Source organism: Bacillus jepli, from assembly GCF_047238305.1.
Classification (GTDB): Bacteria; Bacillota; Bacilli; order Bacillales; family Bacillaceae_L; genus Ferdinandcohnia.
The window spans coordinates 887,279-904,828 of sequence record NZ_JBDFMO010000001.1 but is presented as its reverse complement, the minus strand read 5'-3'; the positions used below and the strand labels follow the sequence as shown (position 1 = coordinate 904,828).

At 42.6% G+C, this 17,550-nt stretch carries 11 protein-coding genes, 10 tRNA genes and 3 rRNA genes; 22 read left to right on the top strand and 2 right to left on the bottom strand.

Annotation, left to right across the window (positions count from 1 at the left end):
- Positions 1–48: 48 nt before the first annotated feature.
- The gene (gene gerD, locus ABC371_RS04605) at positions 49–645 is read right to left on the bottom strand and encodes a spore germination lipoprotein GerD (protein WP_412895760.1); all 597 of its coding nucleotides are present in this window, start codon (positions 643–645) and stop codon (positions 49–51) included.
- 148 nt (positions 646–793) lie between these two features.
- On the opposite strand from gerD, the gene ABC371_RS04600 reads away from it, so the two are divergent.
- The gene (locus tag ABC371_RS04600) at positions 794–1,390 is read left to right on the top strand and encodes a KinB-signaling pathway activation protein (RefSeq protein WP_412895759.1); all 597 of its coding nucleotides are present in this window, start codon (positions 794–796) and stop codon (positions 1,388–1,390) included.
- A gap of 26 nt (positions 1,391–1,416) precedes the next feature.
- Here the strand turns inward: ABC371_RS04600 and pdaB are convergent, their stop codons facing one another.
- Positions 1,417–2,181, bottom strand: coding sequence for a polysaccharide deacetylase family sporulation protein PdaB (gene pdaB, locus ABC371_RS04595; RefSeq protein WP_412895758.1), 765 nt, complete (start codon positions 2,179–2,181; stop codon positions 1,417–1,419).
- Between the two features lie 144 nt (positions 2,182–2,325).
- On the opposite strand from pdaB, the gene ABC371_RS04590 reads away from it, so the two are divergent.
- The 21 genes from ABC371_RS04590 to glmS all read left to right on the top strand — a co-directional run bounded on the left by ABC371_RS04590 (position 2,326) and on the right by glmS (position 17,220).
- Positions 2,326–2,556: a hypothetical protein gene (locus ABC371_RS04590; protein WP_058000176.1), complete on the top strand. Its 231-nt coding sequence runs from the start codon at positions 2,326–2,328 to the stop codon at positions 2,554–2,556.
- Positions 2,557–2,835: 279 nt separating this feature from the next.
- Positions 2,836–4,384, top strand: a 16S ribosomal RNA gene (locus ABC371_RS04585).
- A gap of 276 nt (positions 4,385–4,660) precedes the next feature.
- Positions 4,661–7,591: ribosomal RNA gene (locus ABC371_RS04580) — 23S ribosomal RNA — on the top strand.
- A 55-nt stretch (positions 7,592–7,646) separates the two neighbouring features.
- Positions 7,647–7,762: ribosomal RNA gene (rrf, locus tag ABC371_RS04575) — 5S ribosomal RNA — on the top strand.
- The 16S, 23S and 5S rRNA genes sit together here with 10 tRNA genes alongside, the layout of an rRNA operon.
- 6 nt (positions 7,763–7,768) lie before the next feature.
- Positions 7,769–7,843, top strand: a tRNA-Asn gene (locus ABC371_RS04570).
- A gap of 2 nt (positions 7,844–7,845) precedes the next feature.
- A tRNA-Thr gene (locus ABC371_RS04565) sits at positions 7,846–7,918 on the top strand.
- 21 nt (positions 7,919–7,939) lie between these two features.
- Positions 7,940–8,014, top strand: a tRNA-Glu gene (locus ABC371_RS04560).
- A gap of 3 nt (positions 8,015–8,017) precedes the next feature.
- Positions 8,018–8,093: transfer RNA gene (locus ABC371_RS04555), tRNA-Val, on the top strand.
- A gap of 161 nt (positions 8,094–8,254) precedes the next feature.
- Positions 8,255–8,330 (top strand) — tRNA-Thr (locus ABC371_RS04550).
- 8 nt (positions 8,331–8,338) lie between these two features.
- Positions 8,339–8,423: transfer RNA gene (locus ABC371_RS04545), tRNA-Tyr, on the top strand.
- 187 nt (positions 8,424–8,610) lie between these two features.
- Positions 8,611–8,685: transfer RNA gene (locus ABC371_RS04540), tRNA-Gln, on the top strand.
- A 5-nt stretch (positions 8,686–8,690) separates the two neighbouring features.
- Positions 8,691–8,763 (top strand) — tRNA-Lys (locus tag ABC371_RS04535).
- A gap of 8 nt (positions 8,764–8,771) precedes the next feature.
- A tRNA-Gly gene (locus tag ABC371_RS04530) sits at positions 8,772–8,846 on the top strand.
- 24 nt (positions 8,847–8,870) lie between these two features.
- Positions 8,871–8,946: transfer RNA gene (locus ABC371_RS04525), tRNA-Ala, on the top strand.
- A gap of 172 nt (positions 8,947–9,118) precedes the next feature.
- Positions 9,119–10,021 carry an arginase gene (gene rocF / locus ABC371_RS04520; protein ID WP_412895757.1) on the top strand — a complete coding sequence of 301 codons (903 nt, stop codon included), beginning with the start codon at positions 9,119–9,121 and terminating at the stop codon, positions 10,019–10,021.
- Positions 10,022–10,193: 172 nt separating this feature from the next.
- Complete coding sequence (gene sigW, locus ABC371_RS04515; RefSeq protein ID WP_116354749.1) at positions 10,194–10,757, top strand: RNA polymerase sigma factor SigW; 564 nt, start codon at positions 10,194–10,196, stop codon at positions 10,755–10,757.
- A 12-nt stretch (positions 10,758–10,769) separates the two neighbouring features.
- Positions 10,770–11,393, top strand: a complete 624-nt coding sequence (locus ABC371_RS04510) for a zf-HC2 domain-containing protein (RefSeq protein ID WP_412895756.1) — start codon at positions 10,770–10,772, stop codon at positions 11,391–11,393.
- A 141-nt stretch (positions 11,394–11,534) separates the two neighbouring features.
- The gene (gene cdaA / locus ABC371_RS04505) at positions 11,535–12,356 is read left to right on the top strand and encodes a diadenylate cyclase CdaA (protein WP_412895755.1); all 822 of its coding nucleotides are present in this window, start codon (positions 11,535–11,537) and stop codon (positions 12,354–12,356) included.
- Positions 12,349–13,587, top strand: a complete 1,239-nt coding sequence (locus tag ABC371_RS04500) for a CdaR family protein (protein ID WP_412895754.1) — start codon at positions 12,349–12,351, stop codon at positions 13,585–13,587. Before cdaA ends, ABC371_RS04500 begins: the two co-directional genes overlap by 8 nt.
- A gap of 32 nt (positions 13,588–13,619) precedes the next feature.
- Entirely contained in the window at positions 13,620–14,966 is a 1,347-nt protein-coding gene (gene glmM / locus ABC371_RS04495) for a phosphoglucosamine mutase (protein ID WP_412895753.1), read from the top strand.
- Positions 14,967–15,417: 451 nt separating this feature from the next.
- Positions 15,418–17,220 (top strand): glutamine--fructose-6-phosphate transaminase (isomerizing), encoded by a 1,803-nt coding sequence (gene glmS, locus ABC371_RS04490; protein ID WP_412895752.1) that lies wholly within the window; start codon positions 15,418–15,420, stop codon positions 17,218–17,220.
- The last annotated feature ends 330 nt before the right edge of the window (positions 17,221–17,550 follow it).

Genomic DNA, 17,550 nt, shown 5'->3' with positions numbered 1-17,550 from the left:
CAAAAGACCCTCCAAAATATTTTGGAGGGTCTTTAATCTATTGATGATTTAGCTATTACCGCTTCCTTGGCCTTCATCCTTTTTTGCTTTTTCCTGTTTTTCCATATCTTCTGCAGCTTTTATAAGAATATCTTCAATCTTCGCTTTGTATAACGGACTCTCAAGTGTTTCACTAATTACAGTTTGAAGATGCTTTCTAAATTCCTGACTTTTAACAACATCTGTGAATTGTTGTTCCATTTCAGGGTTTTTTAAGATATCCATCACCATTTTTTGATAATCCGGATCCTTCATTAAGTCTTTAATGAGCTTTTCGTGCTCCGTTTTCATACTTTTTGCGTATTCTTCTACAAACTTCGTATCCTCGAATGTCTTTTTCCAGAATTCAACTCCATTGTCAGAGGTAAGGGTTTCCTGGATGGCATCTTTTACGACAACTTGATCCATGACGAGGTGCTGCTTCAACTTTTCATCCCGCATGAGTTCCTCGATTGCTTTTTTACCATCATCTGTTTTTAATATATCGACAACCATCTTCTTCGTTTCTTCATAATCCATTCGATTTTGTTCAACATTTGCTGGGGCGCACCCTACAATAATCAATAACAAACTAAAAATGAGGAGGAGCGACATCTTTTTTTTCATTCCCAAAGCTCCTTTCATAAGGGATCCTTACTTGTTAATATGCTTTTTTTGTAAGAAAATATTCACGTATTGCATGGTGAGAAACTGGCATTCATCCCCTCCGTTTTGGTACAATCATATTTGAATATATGGAGTGGGGGATTTTGTCGTGAAAAGTCGAAATTGGGTAAGGTTATTTCTTTCTACCTTACTAGTAGGTGCGATTAGCACAATCTTTTTTGGATTTGCCGTTAAATGGAGTGAATATAAAGAATTATTTTTAGCAGCTGATGTCGTTGAAATCCTTCTAGTCATATTTTGGTTTATTGGTGCTGGATTTATTTTTAGTATTATTAGCCAAATGGGCTTCTTTGCTTATCTGACTGTACACCGTTTTGGACGTGGATTATTCAAAGGGGCATGGGCGCCGGCGCAGATTGTGTTAATTGCTTTTGTTTTCTTTGATTTAATTTATTTCCGTTTTAAGGTGTTTGCAACAGAGGGCGAAACCATTTCGTCATATGTATGGATTCCGATTTTGATGTTAGTATTTGCATTAATCATTGCATACTTTAAAAGTAAACAAACAAATAACAAGGCATTCATTCCAGCAGTCTTCTTTATGTTTGTTGTGTCTGTGATAGAATGGATGCCGGCAATCCGAGTGAATGATACAAGTTGGTTGTATTTAATGATCTATCCTATTTTAATTTGCAACGCCTATCAATTATTAATACTGCCAAAAATAACAAACCAAAAAAGCTGATCTAATGGATCAGCTTTTTTAATTTCTTATTCAACTACTTCACTTCTTACATCAGCGTTATTAAGCATATCACTTACCGTCACAAATGAGAGACCTTTTGCTTTGATTCCTTTTAATACACATGGGAGAGCTTCGGCTGTTTGTTTGGCAGAGTCTGAAGCGTGGAATAATATAATATCCCCACCTTTTACCTTATCTAAAACATTGCTCGTAATTATTGCAACTCCAGGATTATTCCAATCATTTGAATCTATGCTCCAATGAATAAGGGTATATCCAAGAGAGTCTAATACTTTAACAACTCTAGAATCGAAATTTCCGTCAGGTGTTCGAGCAAATGAAACGGTTTTGACCCCCATTTTTTTAAATGCATCCTGAGCCTTGTAAATATCCTTTTTAATCTGTGCATCCTCTAATCCTGTATAGTTTTTATAATCATATCCCTTGACGCCAATCTGATGTCCATCCTTCACAATCCGTTCTACTATCTGTGGGTGACGCTCAGCCCAAGAAGCGGAAAGAAAGAACGTTGCATTCTTGACCCCTTCCTTTTTTAAGGTGTCGATAATTGGGAGTGCCTTTGTATCTCCCCAACTAATATTAAAAGTAAGTGCAACTGTCTTTTCGCTCTTTTCTCCTGTGAATATTACTCGTGGGCCATTTTCTGTTGAAAAAACAGGAGAAATATTGCCTTTTTCTATATAAAAAATACTGGCTGTAAATAAGGAAGCGAAAAGAATAATTAAGGTTTGTTTAATCCTTTTGCTACTCAGGATGTAGAAAAAATTCATTTTTATCCTCCTTGTCCAATACATCTTCTGTAAAAATAATATGCTTGTCACCGCATTTGTATGTGTAAAACTCTAAGGGAAAATGATTCATAAAATAACTAATTTTGGTAATAACTAGAATTACATTAAACTTGGGGTGAAATTATGATTGGATTATTAGTTGATCAGAAGGAAGTTAAAGAATTAGAATACCTTCTAAAAAGAGAGATGGACGAAATCCTATTTGATGTGGGCGATGCAAGGATTGACCACATCGTAAAAAGAGCTATGGAAGAAAGATATCAGATCTTGTTTCGTTTATTTAAAAGAATTGCTGATCCATCAGAATGTAGCAGGTATATTCGTTCAAAGAAGGTAAATAGTAAAAAAGGATAAATGGAGTGGAGGATTATATTAAGTCGATATGATCCTCTTTAAATAATATAAAATAGATTATTGACACTCGTTTTAGATGATGATATATTAATAAACGTCGTCGATGACGATCAATAATTTTAAAAAATGTTTTAAAAAAATGTTGACTTTAATTTGTCAGCATGTTATATTAATAAAGTCGCTTCTGAGCGATTATTCAAAAAAGTCCTTTGAAAACTGAACACAATACAAGCGTCAACGTTAATTCTAAGTAACAAAATTATTGAGCAATCAATACTCTTATTGGAGAGTTTGATCCTGGCTCAGGATGAACGCTGGCGGCGTGCCTAATACATGCAAGTCGAGCGAACCTGAGGGAGCTTGCTCCCAAAGGTTAGCGGCGGACGGGTGAGTAACACGTGGGCAACCTGCCTGTAAGACTGGGATAACTTCGGGAAACCGGAGCTAATACCGGATAATATATGAGACCACATGGTCTCGTATTAAAAGATGGCTTTTGCTATCACTTACAGATGGGCCCGCGGCGCATTAGCTAGTTGGTGAGGTAACGGCTCACCAAGGCAACGATGCGTAGCCGACCTGAGAGGGTGATCGGCCACACTGGGACTGAGACACGGCCCAGACTCCTACGGGAGGCAGCAGTAGGGAATCTTCCGCAATGGACGAAAGTCTGACGGAGCAACGCCGCGTGAGCGAAGAAGGTCTTCGGATCGTAAAGCTCTGTTGTTAGGGAAGAACAAGTATCGTTCGAATAGGGCGGTACCTTGACGGTACCTAACCAGAAAGCCACGGCTAACTACGTGCCAGCAGCCGCGGTAATACGTAGGTGGCAAGCGTTATCCGGAATTATTGGGCGTAAAGCGCGCGCAGGCGGTCCTTTAAGTCTGATGTGAAAGCCCACGGCTCAACCGTGGAGGGTCATTGGAAACTGGGGGACTTGAGTGCAGAAGAGGAGAGCGGAATTCCACGTGTAGCGGTGAAATGCGTAGAGATGTGGAGGAACACCAGTGGCGAAGGCGGCTCTCTGGTCTGTAACTGACGCTGAGGCGCGAAAGCGTGGGGAGCGAACAGGATTAGATACCCTGGTAGTCCACGCCGTAAACGATGAGTGCTAAGTGTTAGAGGGTTTCCGCCCTTTAGTGCTGCAGCAAACGCATTAAGCACTCCGCCTGGGGAGTACGGTCGCAAGACTGAAACTCAAAGGAATTGACGGGGGCCCGCACAAGCGGTGGAGCATGTGGTTTAATTCGAAGCAACGCGAAGAACCTTACCAGGTCTTGACATCCTCTGACACTCCTAGAGATAGGATTTTCCCTTCGGGGACAGAGTGACAGGTGGTGCATGGTTGTCGTCAGCTCGTGTCGTGAGATGTTGGGTTAAGTCCCGCAACGAGCGCAACCCTTGATCTTAGTTGCCAGCATTAAGTTGGGCACTCTAAGGTGACTGCCGGTGACAAACCGGAGGAAGGTGGGGATGACGTCAAATCATCATGCCCCTTATGACCTGGGCTACACACGTGCTACAATGGATGGTACAAAGGGCAGCAAAACCGCGAGGTTAAGCCAATCCCATAAAACCATTCTCAGTTCGGATTGCAGGCTGCAACTCGCCTGCATGAAGCCGGAATCGCTAGTAATCGCGGATCAGCATGCCGCGGTGAATACGTTCCCGGGCCTTGTACACACCGCCCGTCACACCACGAGAGTTTGTAACACCCGAAGTCGGTGGGGTAACCGTAAGGAGCCAGCCGCCTAAGGTGGGACAGATGATTGGGGTGAAGTCGTAACAAGGTAGCCGTATCGGAAGGTGCGGCTGGATCACCTCCTTTCTAAGGAAACTGAAGTTCTACGAACTTCATAAAAAGACGCTTTGTATTGTGGTCAGTTTTGAGAGTGCTTTTGTGCTTTCAAATTCGTTCTTTGAAAACTAGATAACGTAACAAAACATTCATTGAAGTAGTAAAAGTTCTTTAAAACTTAAAGGTGAATGAGAAGCGAGAAGGTCGAGGAACCGATTGAGGAATCACCGGAGCGTACTTTAACGTACGTGAGGATGATGACGACAAGTGGTGACGAAGAGATTCGAAGCTTATCAAAGCCGAATAGGTTAAGTTATGAAGGGCGCACGGTGGATGCCTTGGCACTAGGAGCCGATGAAGGACGGTACTAACACCGATATGCTTCGGGGAGCTGTAAGTAAGCATTGATCCGAAGATTTCCGAATGGGGAAACCCACTGCTCGTAATGGGGCAGTATCCTTACCTGAATACATAGGGTGAGAGAAGGTAGACCCGGGGAACTGAAACATCTTAGTACCCGGAGGAAGAGAAAGCAAACGCGATTTCCTGAGTAGCGGCGAGCGAAACGGAAGATAGCCCAAACCAAGAGGCTTGCCTCTTGGGGTTGTAGGACACTCTATACGGAGTTACAAAAGAGCGAAGTAGACGAAGTGACCTGGAAAGGTCCGTCAGAGAAGGTAACAACCCTGTAGTTGAAACTTCGTTCTCTCTTGAGTGGATCCTGAGTACGGCGGGACACGTGAAATCCCGTCGGAAGCTGGGAGGACCATCTCCCAAGGCTAAATACTCCCTAGTGACCGATAGTGAACCAGTACCGTGAGGGAAAGGTGAAAAGCACCCCGGGAGGGGAGTGAAAGAGAACCTGAAACCGTGTGCCTACAAGTAGTCAAAGCACATTTATGTGTGATGGCGTGCCTTTTGTAGAATGAACCGGCGAGTTACGATCCCGTGCAAGGTTAAGTTGAAGAGACGGAGCCGCAGCGAAAGCGAGTCTGAATAGGGCGACATAGTACGTGGTCGTAGACCCGAAACCAGGTGATCTACCCATGTCCAGGGTGAAGTTCAGGTAACACTGAATGGAGGCCCGAACCCACGCACGTTGAAAAGTGCGGGGATGAGGTGTGGGTAGCGGAGAAATTCCAATCGAACTTGGAGATAGCTGGTTCTCTCCGAAATAGCTTTAGGGCTAGCCTCGAGTTAGAGTCTTGGAGGTAGAGCACTGATTGGACTAGGGGCCCTCATCGGGTTACCGAATTCAGTCAAACTCCGAATGCCAAAGACTTGATTCTCGGGAGTCAGACTGCGAGTGATAAGATCCGTAGTCAAGAGGGAAACAGCCCAGACCACCAGCTAAGGTCCCAAAGTATACGTTAAGTGGAAAAGGATGTGGAGTTGCTTAGACAACCAGGATGTTGGCTCAGAAGCAGCCACCATTTAAAGAGTGCGTAATAGCTCACTGGTCGAGTGACTCTGCGCCGAAAATGTACCGGGGCTAAACGTATCACCGAAGCTGTGGATTGTTCTTACGAACAATGGTAGGAGAGCGTTCTAAGTGCAGCGAAGTCAGACCGAGAGGACTGGTGGAGCGCTTAGAAGTGAGAATGCCGGTATGAGTAGCGAAAGAGGGGTGAGAATCCCCTCCACCGAATGCCTAAGGTTTCCTGAGGAAGGCTCGTCCGCTCAGGGTTAGTCGGGACCTAAGCCGAGGCTGAAAAGCGTAGGCGATGGACAACAGGTTGAAATTCCTGTACCACCTCATTACCGTTTGAGCAATGGAGGGACGCAGGAGGATAGGGTAAGCGCGCTGTTGGATATGCGCGTCCAAGCAGTTAGACTGGTAAGTAGGCAAATCCGCTTACCGTAAGGTTGAGCTGTGATGGCGAGGGAAATAAAGTACCGAAGTTCCTGATTCCACACTGCCAAGAAAAGCTTCTAGCGAGGTAGAAGGTGCCCGTACCGCAAACCGACACAGGTAGGCGAGGAGAGAATCCTAAGGTGATCGAGAGAACTCTCGTTAAGGAACTCGGCAAAATGACCCCGTAACTTCGGGAGAAGGGGTGCTTTTTAGGGTGAATAGCCCTGAAAAGCCGCAGTGAATAGGCCCAGGCGACTGTTTAGCAAAAACACAGGTCTCTGCGAAGCCGCAAGGCGAAGTATAGGGGCTGACACCTGCCCGGTGCTGGAAGGTTAAGAGGAGGGGTTAGCGTAAGCGAAGCTCTGAATCGAAGCCCCAGTAAACGGCGGCCGTAACTATAACGGTCCTAAGGTAGCGAAATTCCTTGTCAGGTAAGTTCTGACCCGCACGAAAGGTGTAACGATCTGGGCACTGTCTCAACGAGAGACTCGGTGAAATTATAGTACCTGTGAAGATGCAGGTTACCCGCGACAGGACGGAAAGACCCCGTGGAGCTTTACTGCAACCTGATATTGAATTTTGGTACAGCTTGTACAGGATAGGTAGGAGCCTTGGAAGCCGGAGCGCCAGCTTCGGTGGAGGCGTCGGTGGGATACTACCCTGGCTGTATTGAAATTCTAACCCGAAGGCCTTATCGGCCTTGGAGACAGTGTCAGGTGGGCAGTTTGACTGGGGCGGTCGCCTCCTAAAGAGTAACGGAGGCGCCCAAAGGTTCCCTCAGAATGGTTGGAAATCATTCGTAGAGTGTAAAGGCACAAGGGAGCTTGACTGCGAGACCTACAAGTCGAGCAGGGACGAAAGTCGGGCTTAGTGATCCGGTGGTTCCGCATGGAAGGGCCATCGCTCAACGGATAAAAGCTACCCCGGGGATAACAGGCTTATCTCCCCCAAGAGTCCACATCGACGGGGAGGTTTGGCACCTCGATGTCGGCTCATCGCATCCTGGGGCTGTAGTCGGTCCCAAGGGTTGGGCTGTTCGCCCATTAAAGCGGTACGCGAGCTGGGTTCAGAACGTCGTGAGACAGTTCGGTCCCTATCCGTCGTGGGCGTAGGAAATTTGAGAGGAGCTGTCCTTAGTACGAGAGGACCGGGATGGACACACCGCTGGTGTACCAGTTGTCCTGCCAAGGGCATAGCTGGGTAGCTATGTGTGGAAGGGATAAGTGCTGAAAGCATCTAAGCATGAAGCCCCCCTCAAGATGAGATTTCCCATAGTGTTAAACTAGTAAGATCCCTCGAAGATGACGAGGTTGATAGGTCAGAGGTGGAAGCATGGTGACATGTGCAGCTGACTGATACTAATCGATCGAGGACTTAACCAAAATGATGAATGTAGGAGCGTTATCTAGTTTTGAAGGAATGAATCCTTCAACATAGTCTAGTGGCGATAGCGAAGAGGTCACACCCGTTCCCATACCGAACACGGAAGTTAAGCTCTTCAGCGCCGATGGTAGTTGGGACTTTGTCCCTGTGAGAGTAGGACGTCGCTAGGCAATTATTCCGCAGTAGCTCAGTGGTAGAGCTATCGGCTGTTAACCGATCGGTCGTAGGTTCGAATCCTACCTGCGGAGCCATTGCTTCCATAGCTCAGCTGGTAGAGCACTTCCATGGTAAGGAAGAGGTCAGCGGTTCGAGCCCGCTTGGAAGCTTAAAAAAGGGAATTGTTAAATGGCCCGTTGGTCAAGCGGTTAAGACACCGCCCTTTCACGGCGGTAACACGGGTTCGAATCCCGTACGGGTCACCATTTGGAGGATTAGCTCAGCTGGGAGAGCACCTGCCTTACAAGCAGGGGGTCGGCGGTTCGATCCCGTCATCCTCCACCATTAATTTTATCTTTTGCCGGTTTAGCTCAATTGGTAGAGCACGACCGAATAAGCTTCTTGAAATTACATCAGCGTACTAATCGAACCACTTCTTGAATTAGCTTTTTGAGATTAGGACGACTATACACAATCAAATATTTATTGGTTTGAGATCTTAATATGCCGGTTTAGCTCAATTGGTAGAGCAACTGACTTGTAATCAGTAGGTTGGGGGTTCAAGTCCTCTAGCCGGCACCACCTTAAATGGAGGGGTAGCGAAGTGGCTAAACGCGGCGGACTGTAAATCCGCTCCCTCAGGGTTCGGCGGTTCGAATCCGTCCCCCTCCACCATTTATAGTTTTCGAAAAGCCTTTATTCTTTCTTTGGACAAGTTCAAAAGGATGAAGTAGGCTATTTTTATGGAAATTGTAGATTTAATTAGTAAAATTACTCATATATTGCAGGTAATTGTGCAAGATAATAGGGTAATTGAATACAACAAATTTCCGGTTAATAACTTGAGATGAAGTTTAATTAATGGGCTATAGCCAAGCGGTAAGGCAACGGACTTTGACTCCGTCATTCGTAGGTTCGAATCCTGCTAGCCCAGCCATTTTAGAGCCATTAGCTCAGTCGGTAGAGCATCTGACTTTTAATCAGAGGGTCGAAGGTTCGAGTCCTTCATGGCTCATCTCATATGCGGAAGTAGTTCAGTGGTAGAACACCACCTTGCCAAGGTGGGGGTCGCGGGTTCGAATCCCATCTTCCGCTCCACGAACTACTTCTTTTTCGTATTTAGGGGCCTTAGCTCAGCTGGGAGAGCGCCTGCTTTGCACGCAGGAGGTCAGCGGTTCGATCCCGCTAGGCTCCACCAATTGAATGACGTATATCGTATAAACCTTAAAGGGTTTATTTTTTTTGCATAAATCCAGAAATATCCTCATCCCTCCCCGGTCATAGTGTATAGATATACATGATTTTGTTGAGTTGAGTCAATCTATTGAAAGCAGTTACAATAGAGTATATGGGAGAGGGGGCATTTAATCATGAAGAAGGATATATCGATTATTGGAGTACCAATGGACTTAGGTCAGATGCGTAGAGGCGTCGATATGGGACCAAGTGCCATTCGTTATGCTGGTGTGGTTGAACGATTAGAAAGGCTTGACTTTGATATAGATGATTTAGGTGATATCGAAATTACTCGTCCAACTCGTGAGGAAGTGGCCAATGATGAAAATTTAAAAAATCTTGAGAAAGTATCTGAAGCCAATGAGAAGCTTGCTGCTACGGTTGATGAGGTCATACTGAATGGAAGATTTCCACTTGTTTTAGGTGGCGACCATAGCATTGCCATTGGAACACTTGCTGGGGTTTCAAAACATTATAAAAATTTAGGGGTCATTTGGTATGATGCTCATGGTGATTTAAACACGGCAGACACCTCACCATCTGGCAATATTCATGGAATGCCACTTGCGGCAAGCCTCGGACTTGGCCATAAGCGTCTCACTGATATTGCTGGATATACTCCAAAGCTCAAAACTGAAAACGTTGTCATAATAGGGGCGAGATCACTCGATGATGGTGAGAAAGCATTAATTAAACAGCTAGGGATTAAAGTGTATACGATGCATGAAGTTGATCGTTTAGGTATGACAAAGGTCATGGAAGAAACGATTCGTTATCTGAAAGACAGAACAGATGGTGTACACTTATCATTAGATTTAGATGGTCTTGATCCACATGATGCACCAGGCGTGGGAACCCCTGTACTTGGCGGGATTAGTTACCGTGAAAGCCATTTGGCGATGGAGATGTTAGAGGAATCGAAATTAATTACGTCTGCTGAATTCGTGGAGGTTAATCCAATTTTAGATGATAAAAATAAAACAGCTTCAGTTGCTGTTGCTTTAATGGGTTCTTTATTTGGAGAAAAACTTCTGTGAGGACTTCACAGTATCTCGGGGATTAAGGGGTACTGTGTTTTTTATTTTTAAAGATTTGAATTCTGCCACATAAACTAGCCAAAATTTGTTAAAATGAAAATTATGGAGAAAATGAAACCTTTTTTAAGGTCAATCGTAAATAATGATACCCGCAGTGGCGGAGGTATACAAAATGGAGACTATCATCAAAAACAGAATTAGGCAGATAAAAAATGGAGATCAGAATGCATTTGCGGAGATAGTAGAATTTTACAAAGACAAGGTTTTTCAAATATGCTATCGTATGCTTGGAAACCGACATGAGGCGGAGGATATTGCACAGGAAGCCTTTATTCGGGCTTATGTTAATATTCATAGCTATGATTTGAATAAAAAGTTTTCAACATGGTTATATCGGATAGCAACGAATCTGTCGATTGACCGCATTCGTAAGAAAAAGCCTGACTACTATCTAGATGCTGAGCTTGCGGGCTCAGATGGACTAACTATGTATTCGCAGATTGCCGCAGATGCTGCATTACCGGAGGACGAGCTAGAAACGATGGAGCTTCAAGAATTAATTCAATCAGAAATAATGAAGCTTCCGGATAAGTATCGTTCGGTTATTGTTTTAAAATACATCGAGGAGTTTTCGCTAAAGGAAATTAGTGAAATTCTTGACCTACCGGTGGGTACGGTAAAAACAAGAATTCACAGAGGTCGAGAAGCATTACGAAACCAGCTTCGACATGTATAGGGGTGAGAAAGAATGAACTGTTCAGAAAACAACATGATTGAATTAATGCACAATTACCTAGATGAAGACATTTCTGAAGAGGAAGAGAAGCTACTACGTGAGCACTTGCTAACATGCGAATCATGTCATCAACATTTTCATGAGCTAAAGAAAACCATTGCGTTGGTACAAAGTACTTCTCACATTTCCGCACCTAACGATTTCACATTAAAGGTCATGCAAAATTTACCGAAGGAAAAACGTACTGTGAGTTTTAGACGCTGGTTTAGAGAGCATCCAATGTTGACAGCAGCCTCACTCTTTCTTTTATTAATGGCAGGAAGTCTTTTTTCAGTCTGGAGTGAAAGTGAGCAATTCTCTGTTTCAAAGCAACCTAATTTAATTGTAGAAAACAATACCGTCATTGTTCCCGAAGGCGAAACTGTAAAAGGCGATGTCGTTGTAAAGAACGGAAAGATCGTAATTGAGGGAGAAGTAGACGGAGATGTTACAGTTATAAACGGTGAGAACTATATGGCCTCAGCTGGAAATGTTACTGGTAATATCAAAGAAGTCAACCAGATGTTTGAGTGGCTTTGGTACCATATAAAAAAGGTAGGAACAGATGCAATTCACATTTTTGATCAAGAAGAATAGACCATCGCACACGGTGGTCTTTTTTCTTTTTTGAATTTGAGCTTATCCTCCTACCAATTTGTAATTGGTACATGAAAGTTATATGATATAATATTATAGCTAACTATGTTTTTTGGATTATTTCATAGAGGAAGTGTGAGAATGTCATTTAATGAACTCCCATTACTAGGTTACCTCGGCATTTTTTTAGATGTTCTCCTTGTCTGGTATGTGATATATAAATTATTATCCCTTATACGCGGAACAAAAGCTGTTCAGTTATTAAAGGGTATTATCGTAATCGTTTTTATCCGCTTATTGAGTAGCCTATTAGAATTACATACATTGTTTTGGTTAGTGGACCAGGTAATGGATTGGGGATTCTTGGCGATTATCGTCATCTTCCAGCCTGAATTGCGAAGGGCATTGGAACAGCTGGGGCGCGGAAAAATATTCTCCAGAAGTGGTACGGATGAAGATGATCAGCAGGCCAAATTAATTGAAGCAATCACAAAAGCTACCGATTATATGGCAAAACGCCGTATTGGTGCACTCATTTCAGTTGAGCGACAAACGGGAATGGGGGATTATGTAGAAACTGGAATCCCACTTCATTCAGCGATCTCATCTGAGTTACTAATTAATATTTTCATTCCAAATACACCTTTACATGATGGAGCCGTTATTATTCAAAAAAATCAGGTCGCGGCTGCGGCTTGTTATTTACCGCTTTCTGAGAGTCCATTTATTTCAAAAGAATTAGGAACTCGGCACCGAGCTGCACTTGGGATTAGTGAGGTAACAGACAGCATTACCATCGTTGTATCAGAGGAAACGGGAAGTGTGTCATTAACAAAGAACGGAGAATTACACCGTGATTTGAAGCCTGATTCATTTCGAGATTTACTAAAACAAGAACTAATTACAAACGAAAGCAATACCTCTCATCCACTTTGGCAATGGAGGGGGAAAAAGAATGGATAAATTAATGGATAACCGTTGGGTTACACGGATTATTGCCTTATTAATTGCTTTGCTCTTATTTGCATCTGTCAGCTTTGAAAATCAACCTTCATCTAAGAGCCCTGCAGGATTGCCGTTGTTTTCAAACTACACGGAAACATTAACGGAAATTCCGGTCAATACATACTATGATGATCAAAATCTAGTGGTATCGGGAGTTCCGCAATATGTGAACGTCACAATTGAGGGTCCTTCCGGTGTTACAAAAAGGGAAGGTCTTCAAAAGGAAATTGAAGTATATGCAGATCTTACTCAGTTATCTGTTGGTACTCATAAGGTAAAGCTACAATACCGAAATATATCTGATAAAATTAAAGTGAAAATTGACCCTGCAGAAATTACCGTCGTTATTCAGGAAAAGGTGACAAAGGAATTCCCTGTTGAAGTTGACTTTGTTAACCGCGATCAAGTAGCAGAAGGATATACGATTGAACAACCAGTAGTTTCGCCTCGCGTTGTTAAAATTACCGGAGCCCTGGAGGAAATCGAAAGAATTGCGTTAGTAAAAGCAGTTGTCGACCTTAAGGGAGTCACTAAAAACTTTACACAGGAATCAAGAGTCGCTGTGTATGATAAAAATCAAAATGTATTATCAGTATCTGTTGAGCCGAATATTGTCGAAATCACGGTTCCAATTAAAAGTCCGAATAAATCCGTATCATTTACCCTTAAACAAAAAGGAAAGCTGGCGGATGGGTTGAGTTTAGTCAATATCACGCCAACCCCAAATGAGGTTACAATATTTGGTCCAAAAGAGGTCATCGATGCCATCTCATCTATTGAAGGTGAGATTGACCTTGATAAAATTAAAGAAGATTCAACAATTAAAGTGAAGGTTCCGATTCCGAAAGGGGTTATACAGGTATCCCCACAGGAAATTGAAGTAATAGTCGATGTCGAAGCGGAGATATCGGAAACCTTCCCAGATTTATCAATTAGAAGCCAAGGATTAGGAGCCCAATATACACTAACTTTTTTAAATCCTGAAGCTGGAACCCTTGATTTAGAAATTCAAGGTGCACCAAGTGTCATAGAAGGGACAAGTCCTACTAACCTTGATGTATTTATCGATGTAACTGACCTAGGAATTGGTGAACACGATGTAGATATAAATGTGAAAGGCCCAGATAATGTGAAATGGGCATTACCTCAAGAAAAGGCAAAGATACGAATCACCGAAATAGAAGGGTAAGGAAGTATCTGCAAAAGGAGAGATCATTTAAAATGGGAAAATATTTTGGTACAGATGGTGTACGTGGTGTTGCAAATAGCGAATTAACGCCAGAGCTTGCATTTAAGGTTGGAAGATTTGGAGGTTATGTGTTAACAAAGGATAAAGAAAGACCAAAGGTTCTAATTGGGCGCGACACCCGAATTTCAGGTCATATGCTAGAAGGGGCGCTTGTAGCAGGTCTTTTATCCATTGGAGCAGAGGTTATGCGTTTAGGTGTTATCTCAACTCCAGGTGTAGCGTATTTAACTAAGGCATTGGGAGCTGAGGCAGGCGTAATGATATCTGCTTCACATAATCCAGTCCAGGACAATGGAATTAAGTTCTTTGGTCCAGATGGATTTAAGCTTTCTGATGAACAGGAAAATGAAATTGAAGCATTATTAGATTTACCTGAGGATCAGCTTCCACGTCCAGTTGGGGCTGAGCTAGGGCTAGTGAATGACTATTTTGAGGGTGGTCAAAAATACCTTCAATTCTTAAAACAAACAGTGGAAGAGGATTTCACAGGTATCCATGTGGCATTAGATTGCGCTCACGGGGCAACATCTTCCCTTGCTACGCATTTATTTGCTGACCTAGATGCAGATATTTCAACAATGGGGACTTCTCCAAACGGTCTAAATATCAACGATGGCGTAGGTTCTACGCATCCAGAAGCACTAGCAGCCTTCTTAAAAGAGAAAGGTGCAGATGTTGGATTGGCATTTGATGGTGATGGTGACCGTCTTATTGCAATTGATGAGAATGGCGATATCGTTGATGGCGACCAAATCATGTATATTTGTGCAAAGCATATGAAAGAACAAGGTCGATTAAAGCAACAAACAGTGGTTTCAACGGTAATGAGTAATTTAGGCTTCTATAAAGCTTTGGAAGAGAATGATATTGCGAGTGTGCAAACGGCTGTTGGTGACCGCTATGTTGTAGAGGAAATGAAGAAGAGTGGATACATCCTAGGCGGGGAACAATCAGGACATATCATCTTCCTAGATTACAATACAACTGGTGATGGGCTATTAACAGGTCTGCAATTAGTGAATATCATGAAGAGCACAAAGAAACCTCTATCAGAGCTTGCAAGTGAAATGAAAAAGTTCCCGCAGCTATTGGTGAATGTGAAGGTTACGGATAAATACCATGTTACAGATAATCCGGTAATCAAAGGGGTTATCGAACAGGTAGAAGCTGAAATGAATGGAAATGGTCGCATCTTGGTACGACCTTCAGGAACTGAGCCTTTAGTAAGGGTAATGGCGGAAGCTCCAACCGAAGAGCAATGTAAAGAATATGTAGACCGTATCGTAGCTGTTGTAAAAACAGAAATGGGTGCGGAGTAATTATACAATTTGATTAAAAATATGCAAACTTGGCACAACCTGTTCCACGTTTGCATATTTTTTTAGTATACATGGAAAAGTTATTCCATGTTTTATTGACGATTTTGGATTTTCTGTGTAATATTGTTCTTGTTCTTTTTATTGTGGAGGAGGGATAAGACTGATCATTAATAATCATTTTTAAAGCGCCAGAACTAAACCATGAACGGAAATAGTAACAAAGCATAGGCTATTGTTACAGGTTTAGTTGACGAGGAGGAGGTTTATCGAAATTTCGGCGGATGCCTCCCGGTTGTAATCAATCACGACCGCAATTCCTATCGGTAAAACAGAGGGGTGACTCTCTGCACAAACGAAAGGATATGATTGAGTAAACAGATAAATACGGAAAAAAAGGGGCAAGTAAGCCCCGTGCTTTCTTGTTCCCTTTTTTAGGGAGGAAACTTAATTTATGTGCGGAATTGTGGGTTTTATTGGACAAAAAGACTCTAAGGAAATTTTGTTAAAGGGACTAGAAAAGCTCGAGTATCGTGGATATGATTCAGCTGGAATTGCAGTGATGAATGATGAAGGTGTTCATGTTTTTAAAGAAAAAGGTCGTATTGCAACGCTTCGTGAGGCTGTAGATCAAAGTTTGTTTGCTACAGCAGGGATTGGCCATACACGTTGGGCGACACATGGAGTGCCAAGTAAAGTCAATGCACACCCTCATCAGGCAACATCTGAACGATTCACACTTGTTCATAATGGAGTCATTGAAAACTACACTCAGCTTAAGGACGAGTATTTACAAAACGTTGAGTTAAAAAGTGATACGGATACTGAGGTCGTTGTTCAAGTACTAGAGCAATTCGTAAAACAGGGACTTGAAGTAGAAGAGGCATTTCGTAAGACGTTAAGCCTTCTAAAGGGATCCTATGCAATTGCAATGCTAGATGAGCAAAACAGCGAAACAATCTATGTTGCGAAAAACAAAAGTCCACTACTTGTTGGTCTTGGTGACAACTTTAATGTAGTAGCAAGTGATGCAATGGCCATGCTTCAGGTAACCGATCAATATATCGAGTTAATGGATAAAGAAATTGTCATTGTTAAAAAAGAGTCAGTTACAATCAAAAATTTAGCGGGTGAAACAATCAACCGTGATCCATATACAGCAGAGCTAGATGCAAGTGATATTGAAAAGGGAACCTACCCACACTATATGTTAAAGGAAATTGACGAACAGCCTTTGGTAATGAGAAAGATTGTTCAAGAATATCAAAACGATAATGGTACATTGTCAATTGATCCTTGTATTGTCGAAGCAATGAAGGGAGCAGACCGTATCTACATCATTGCTGCTGGAACTAGTTATCATGCTGGTCTTGTTGGGAAGCAGTTCATTGAAAAAATGGCGCACATTCCAGTAGAGGTTCATATTTCTAGCGAATTCTCTTATAATATGCCGCTACTATCTGAGAAACCACTATTCATCTTTATTTCACAAAGCGGGGAAACTGCAGACAGCCGTGCTGTGCTGGTGCATGTAAAAGAAATGGGTCACAAAGCCATTACGATTACGAATGTCCCTGGTTCAACACTTTCTCGTGAAGCCGACTACACATTGTTATTACATGCAGGTCCTGAGATTGCAGTGGCATCAACAAAGGCATACACTGCCCAGTTAGCCGTACTTGCAATCCTTGCCTACGTAACAGCAGAATCAAAGGGAATAATGGTGGGTATGGACCTGGTCAAAGAGCTTGGTATGATCGCAAACAGCATGGAGGCTCTTTGTGATGACAAAGAAGTAATGGAAGCAATCGCGTGGGAGTATTTCACAACCACTCGTAACTGCTTCTTCATCGGTCGTGCGATGGACTTCTTTGTAGGCTTAGAGGGTGCCTTAAAGCTAAAAGAAATCTCCTATATCCAAGCAGAAGGTTTTGCTGGAGGAGAATTAAAGCACGGAACAATTGCCTTAATCGAAGAAGGAACGCCGGTTATCGCTCTAGCTACACAAGAGCATGTGAACCTAAGCATTCGTGGGAATGTCAAAGAGGTCGTTGCGCGCGGTGCACATCCATGTATCATTTCTATGAAGGGCTTAGAAACAGACGAAGACCGTTATGTGCTCCCGGCTGTTAACGAAATGTTAACACCACTAATCTCTGTCATTCCATTACAGCTTATCTCTTATTATGCAGCACTTCACCGTGACTGTGACGTTGATAAGCCACGGAATTTAGCGAAAAGCGTAACGGTGGAATAAGGAATAAAAACTATTAGGCTGGATTGTTTAGAGACAAAAAAGATGGTAACTAACAAAAAAAGTTGAACACTAGAAAAAAAAGAGTGGAACCAACAAAAAAAGTTGTAAATTTTAATTAGTTGAATAATTAATAAGAAAGTTTACCATATTAATGCTTAATAAAAAAATAATTCTGGTGAAAAAATGAAAATTTATACGTTAATATTCATTAATAATAAAATAACAACTTTTTTAAAAAACTCTGTCCATAACAAGGGCAGAGTTTTTTTCTTTGTATAGAGTCTAATATTAGACTCTATACAAAGAACCTATACCTAGCAAGGGATTGAC

Bases quoted from the DNA above. Each gene is read 5' to 3' on its own strand.
- gerD (WP_412895760.1), bottom strand. From the start codon at position 645: ATGAAAAAAAAGATGTCGCTCCTCCTCATTTTTAGTTTGTTATTGATT.
- pdaB (WP_412895758.1), bottom strand. From the start codon at position 2,181: ATGAATTTTTTCTACATCCTGAGTAGCAAAAGGATTAAACAAACCTTA.
- ABC371_RS04590 (WP_058000176.1), top strand. From the start codon at position 2,326: ATGATTGGATTATTAGTTGATCAGAAGGAAGTTAAAGAATTAGAATAC.
- rocF (WP_412895757.1), top strand. From the start codon at position 9,119: ATGAAGAAGGATATATCGATTATTGGAGTACCAATGGACTTAGGTCAG.
- sigW (WP_116354749.1), top strand. From the start codon at position 10,194: ATGGAGACTATCATCAAAAACAGAATTAGGCAGATAAAAAATGGAGAT.
- ABC371_RS04510 (WP_412895756.1), top strand. From the start codon at position 10,770: ATGAACTGTTCAGAAAACAACATGATTGAATTAATGCACAATTACCTA.
- cdaA (WP_412895755.1), top strand. From the start codon at position 11,535: ATGTCATTTAATGAACTCCCATTACTAGGTTACCTCGGCATTTTTTTA.
- ABC371_RS04500 (WP_412895754.1), top strand. From the start codon at position 12,349: ATGGATAAATTAATGGATAACCGTTGGGTTACACGGATTATTGCCTTA.
- glmM (WP_412895753.1), top strand. From the start codon at position 13,620: ATGGGAAAATATTTTGGTACAGATGGTGTACGTGGTGTTGCAAATAGC.
- glmS (WP_412895752.1), top strand. From the start codon at position 15,418: ATGTGCGGAATTGTGGGTTTTATTGGACAAAAAGACTCTAAGGAAATT.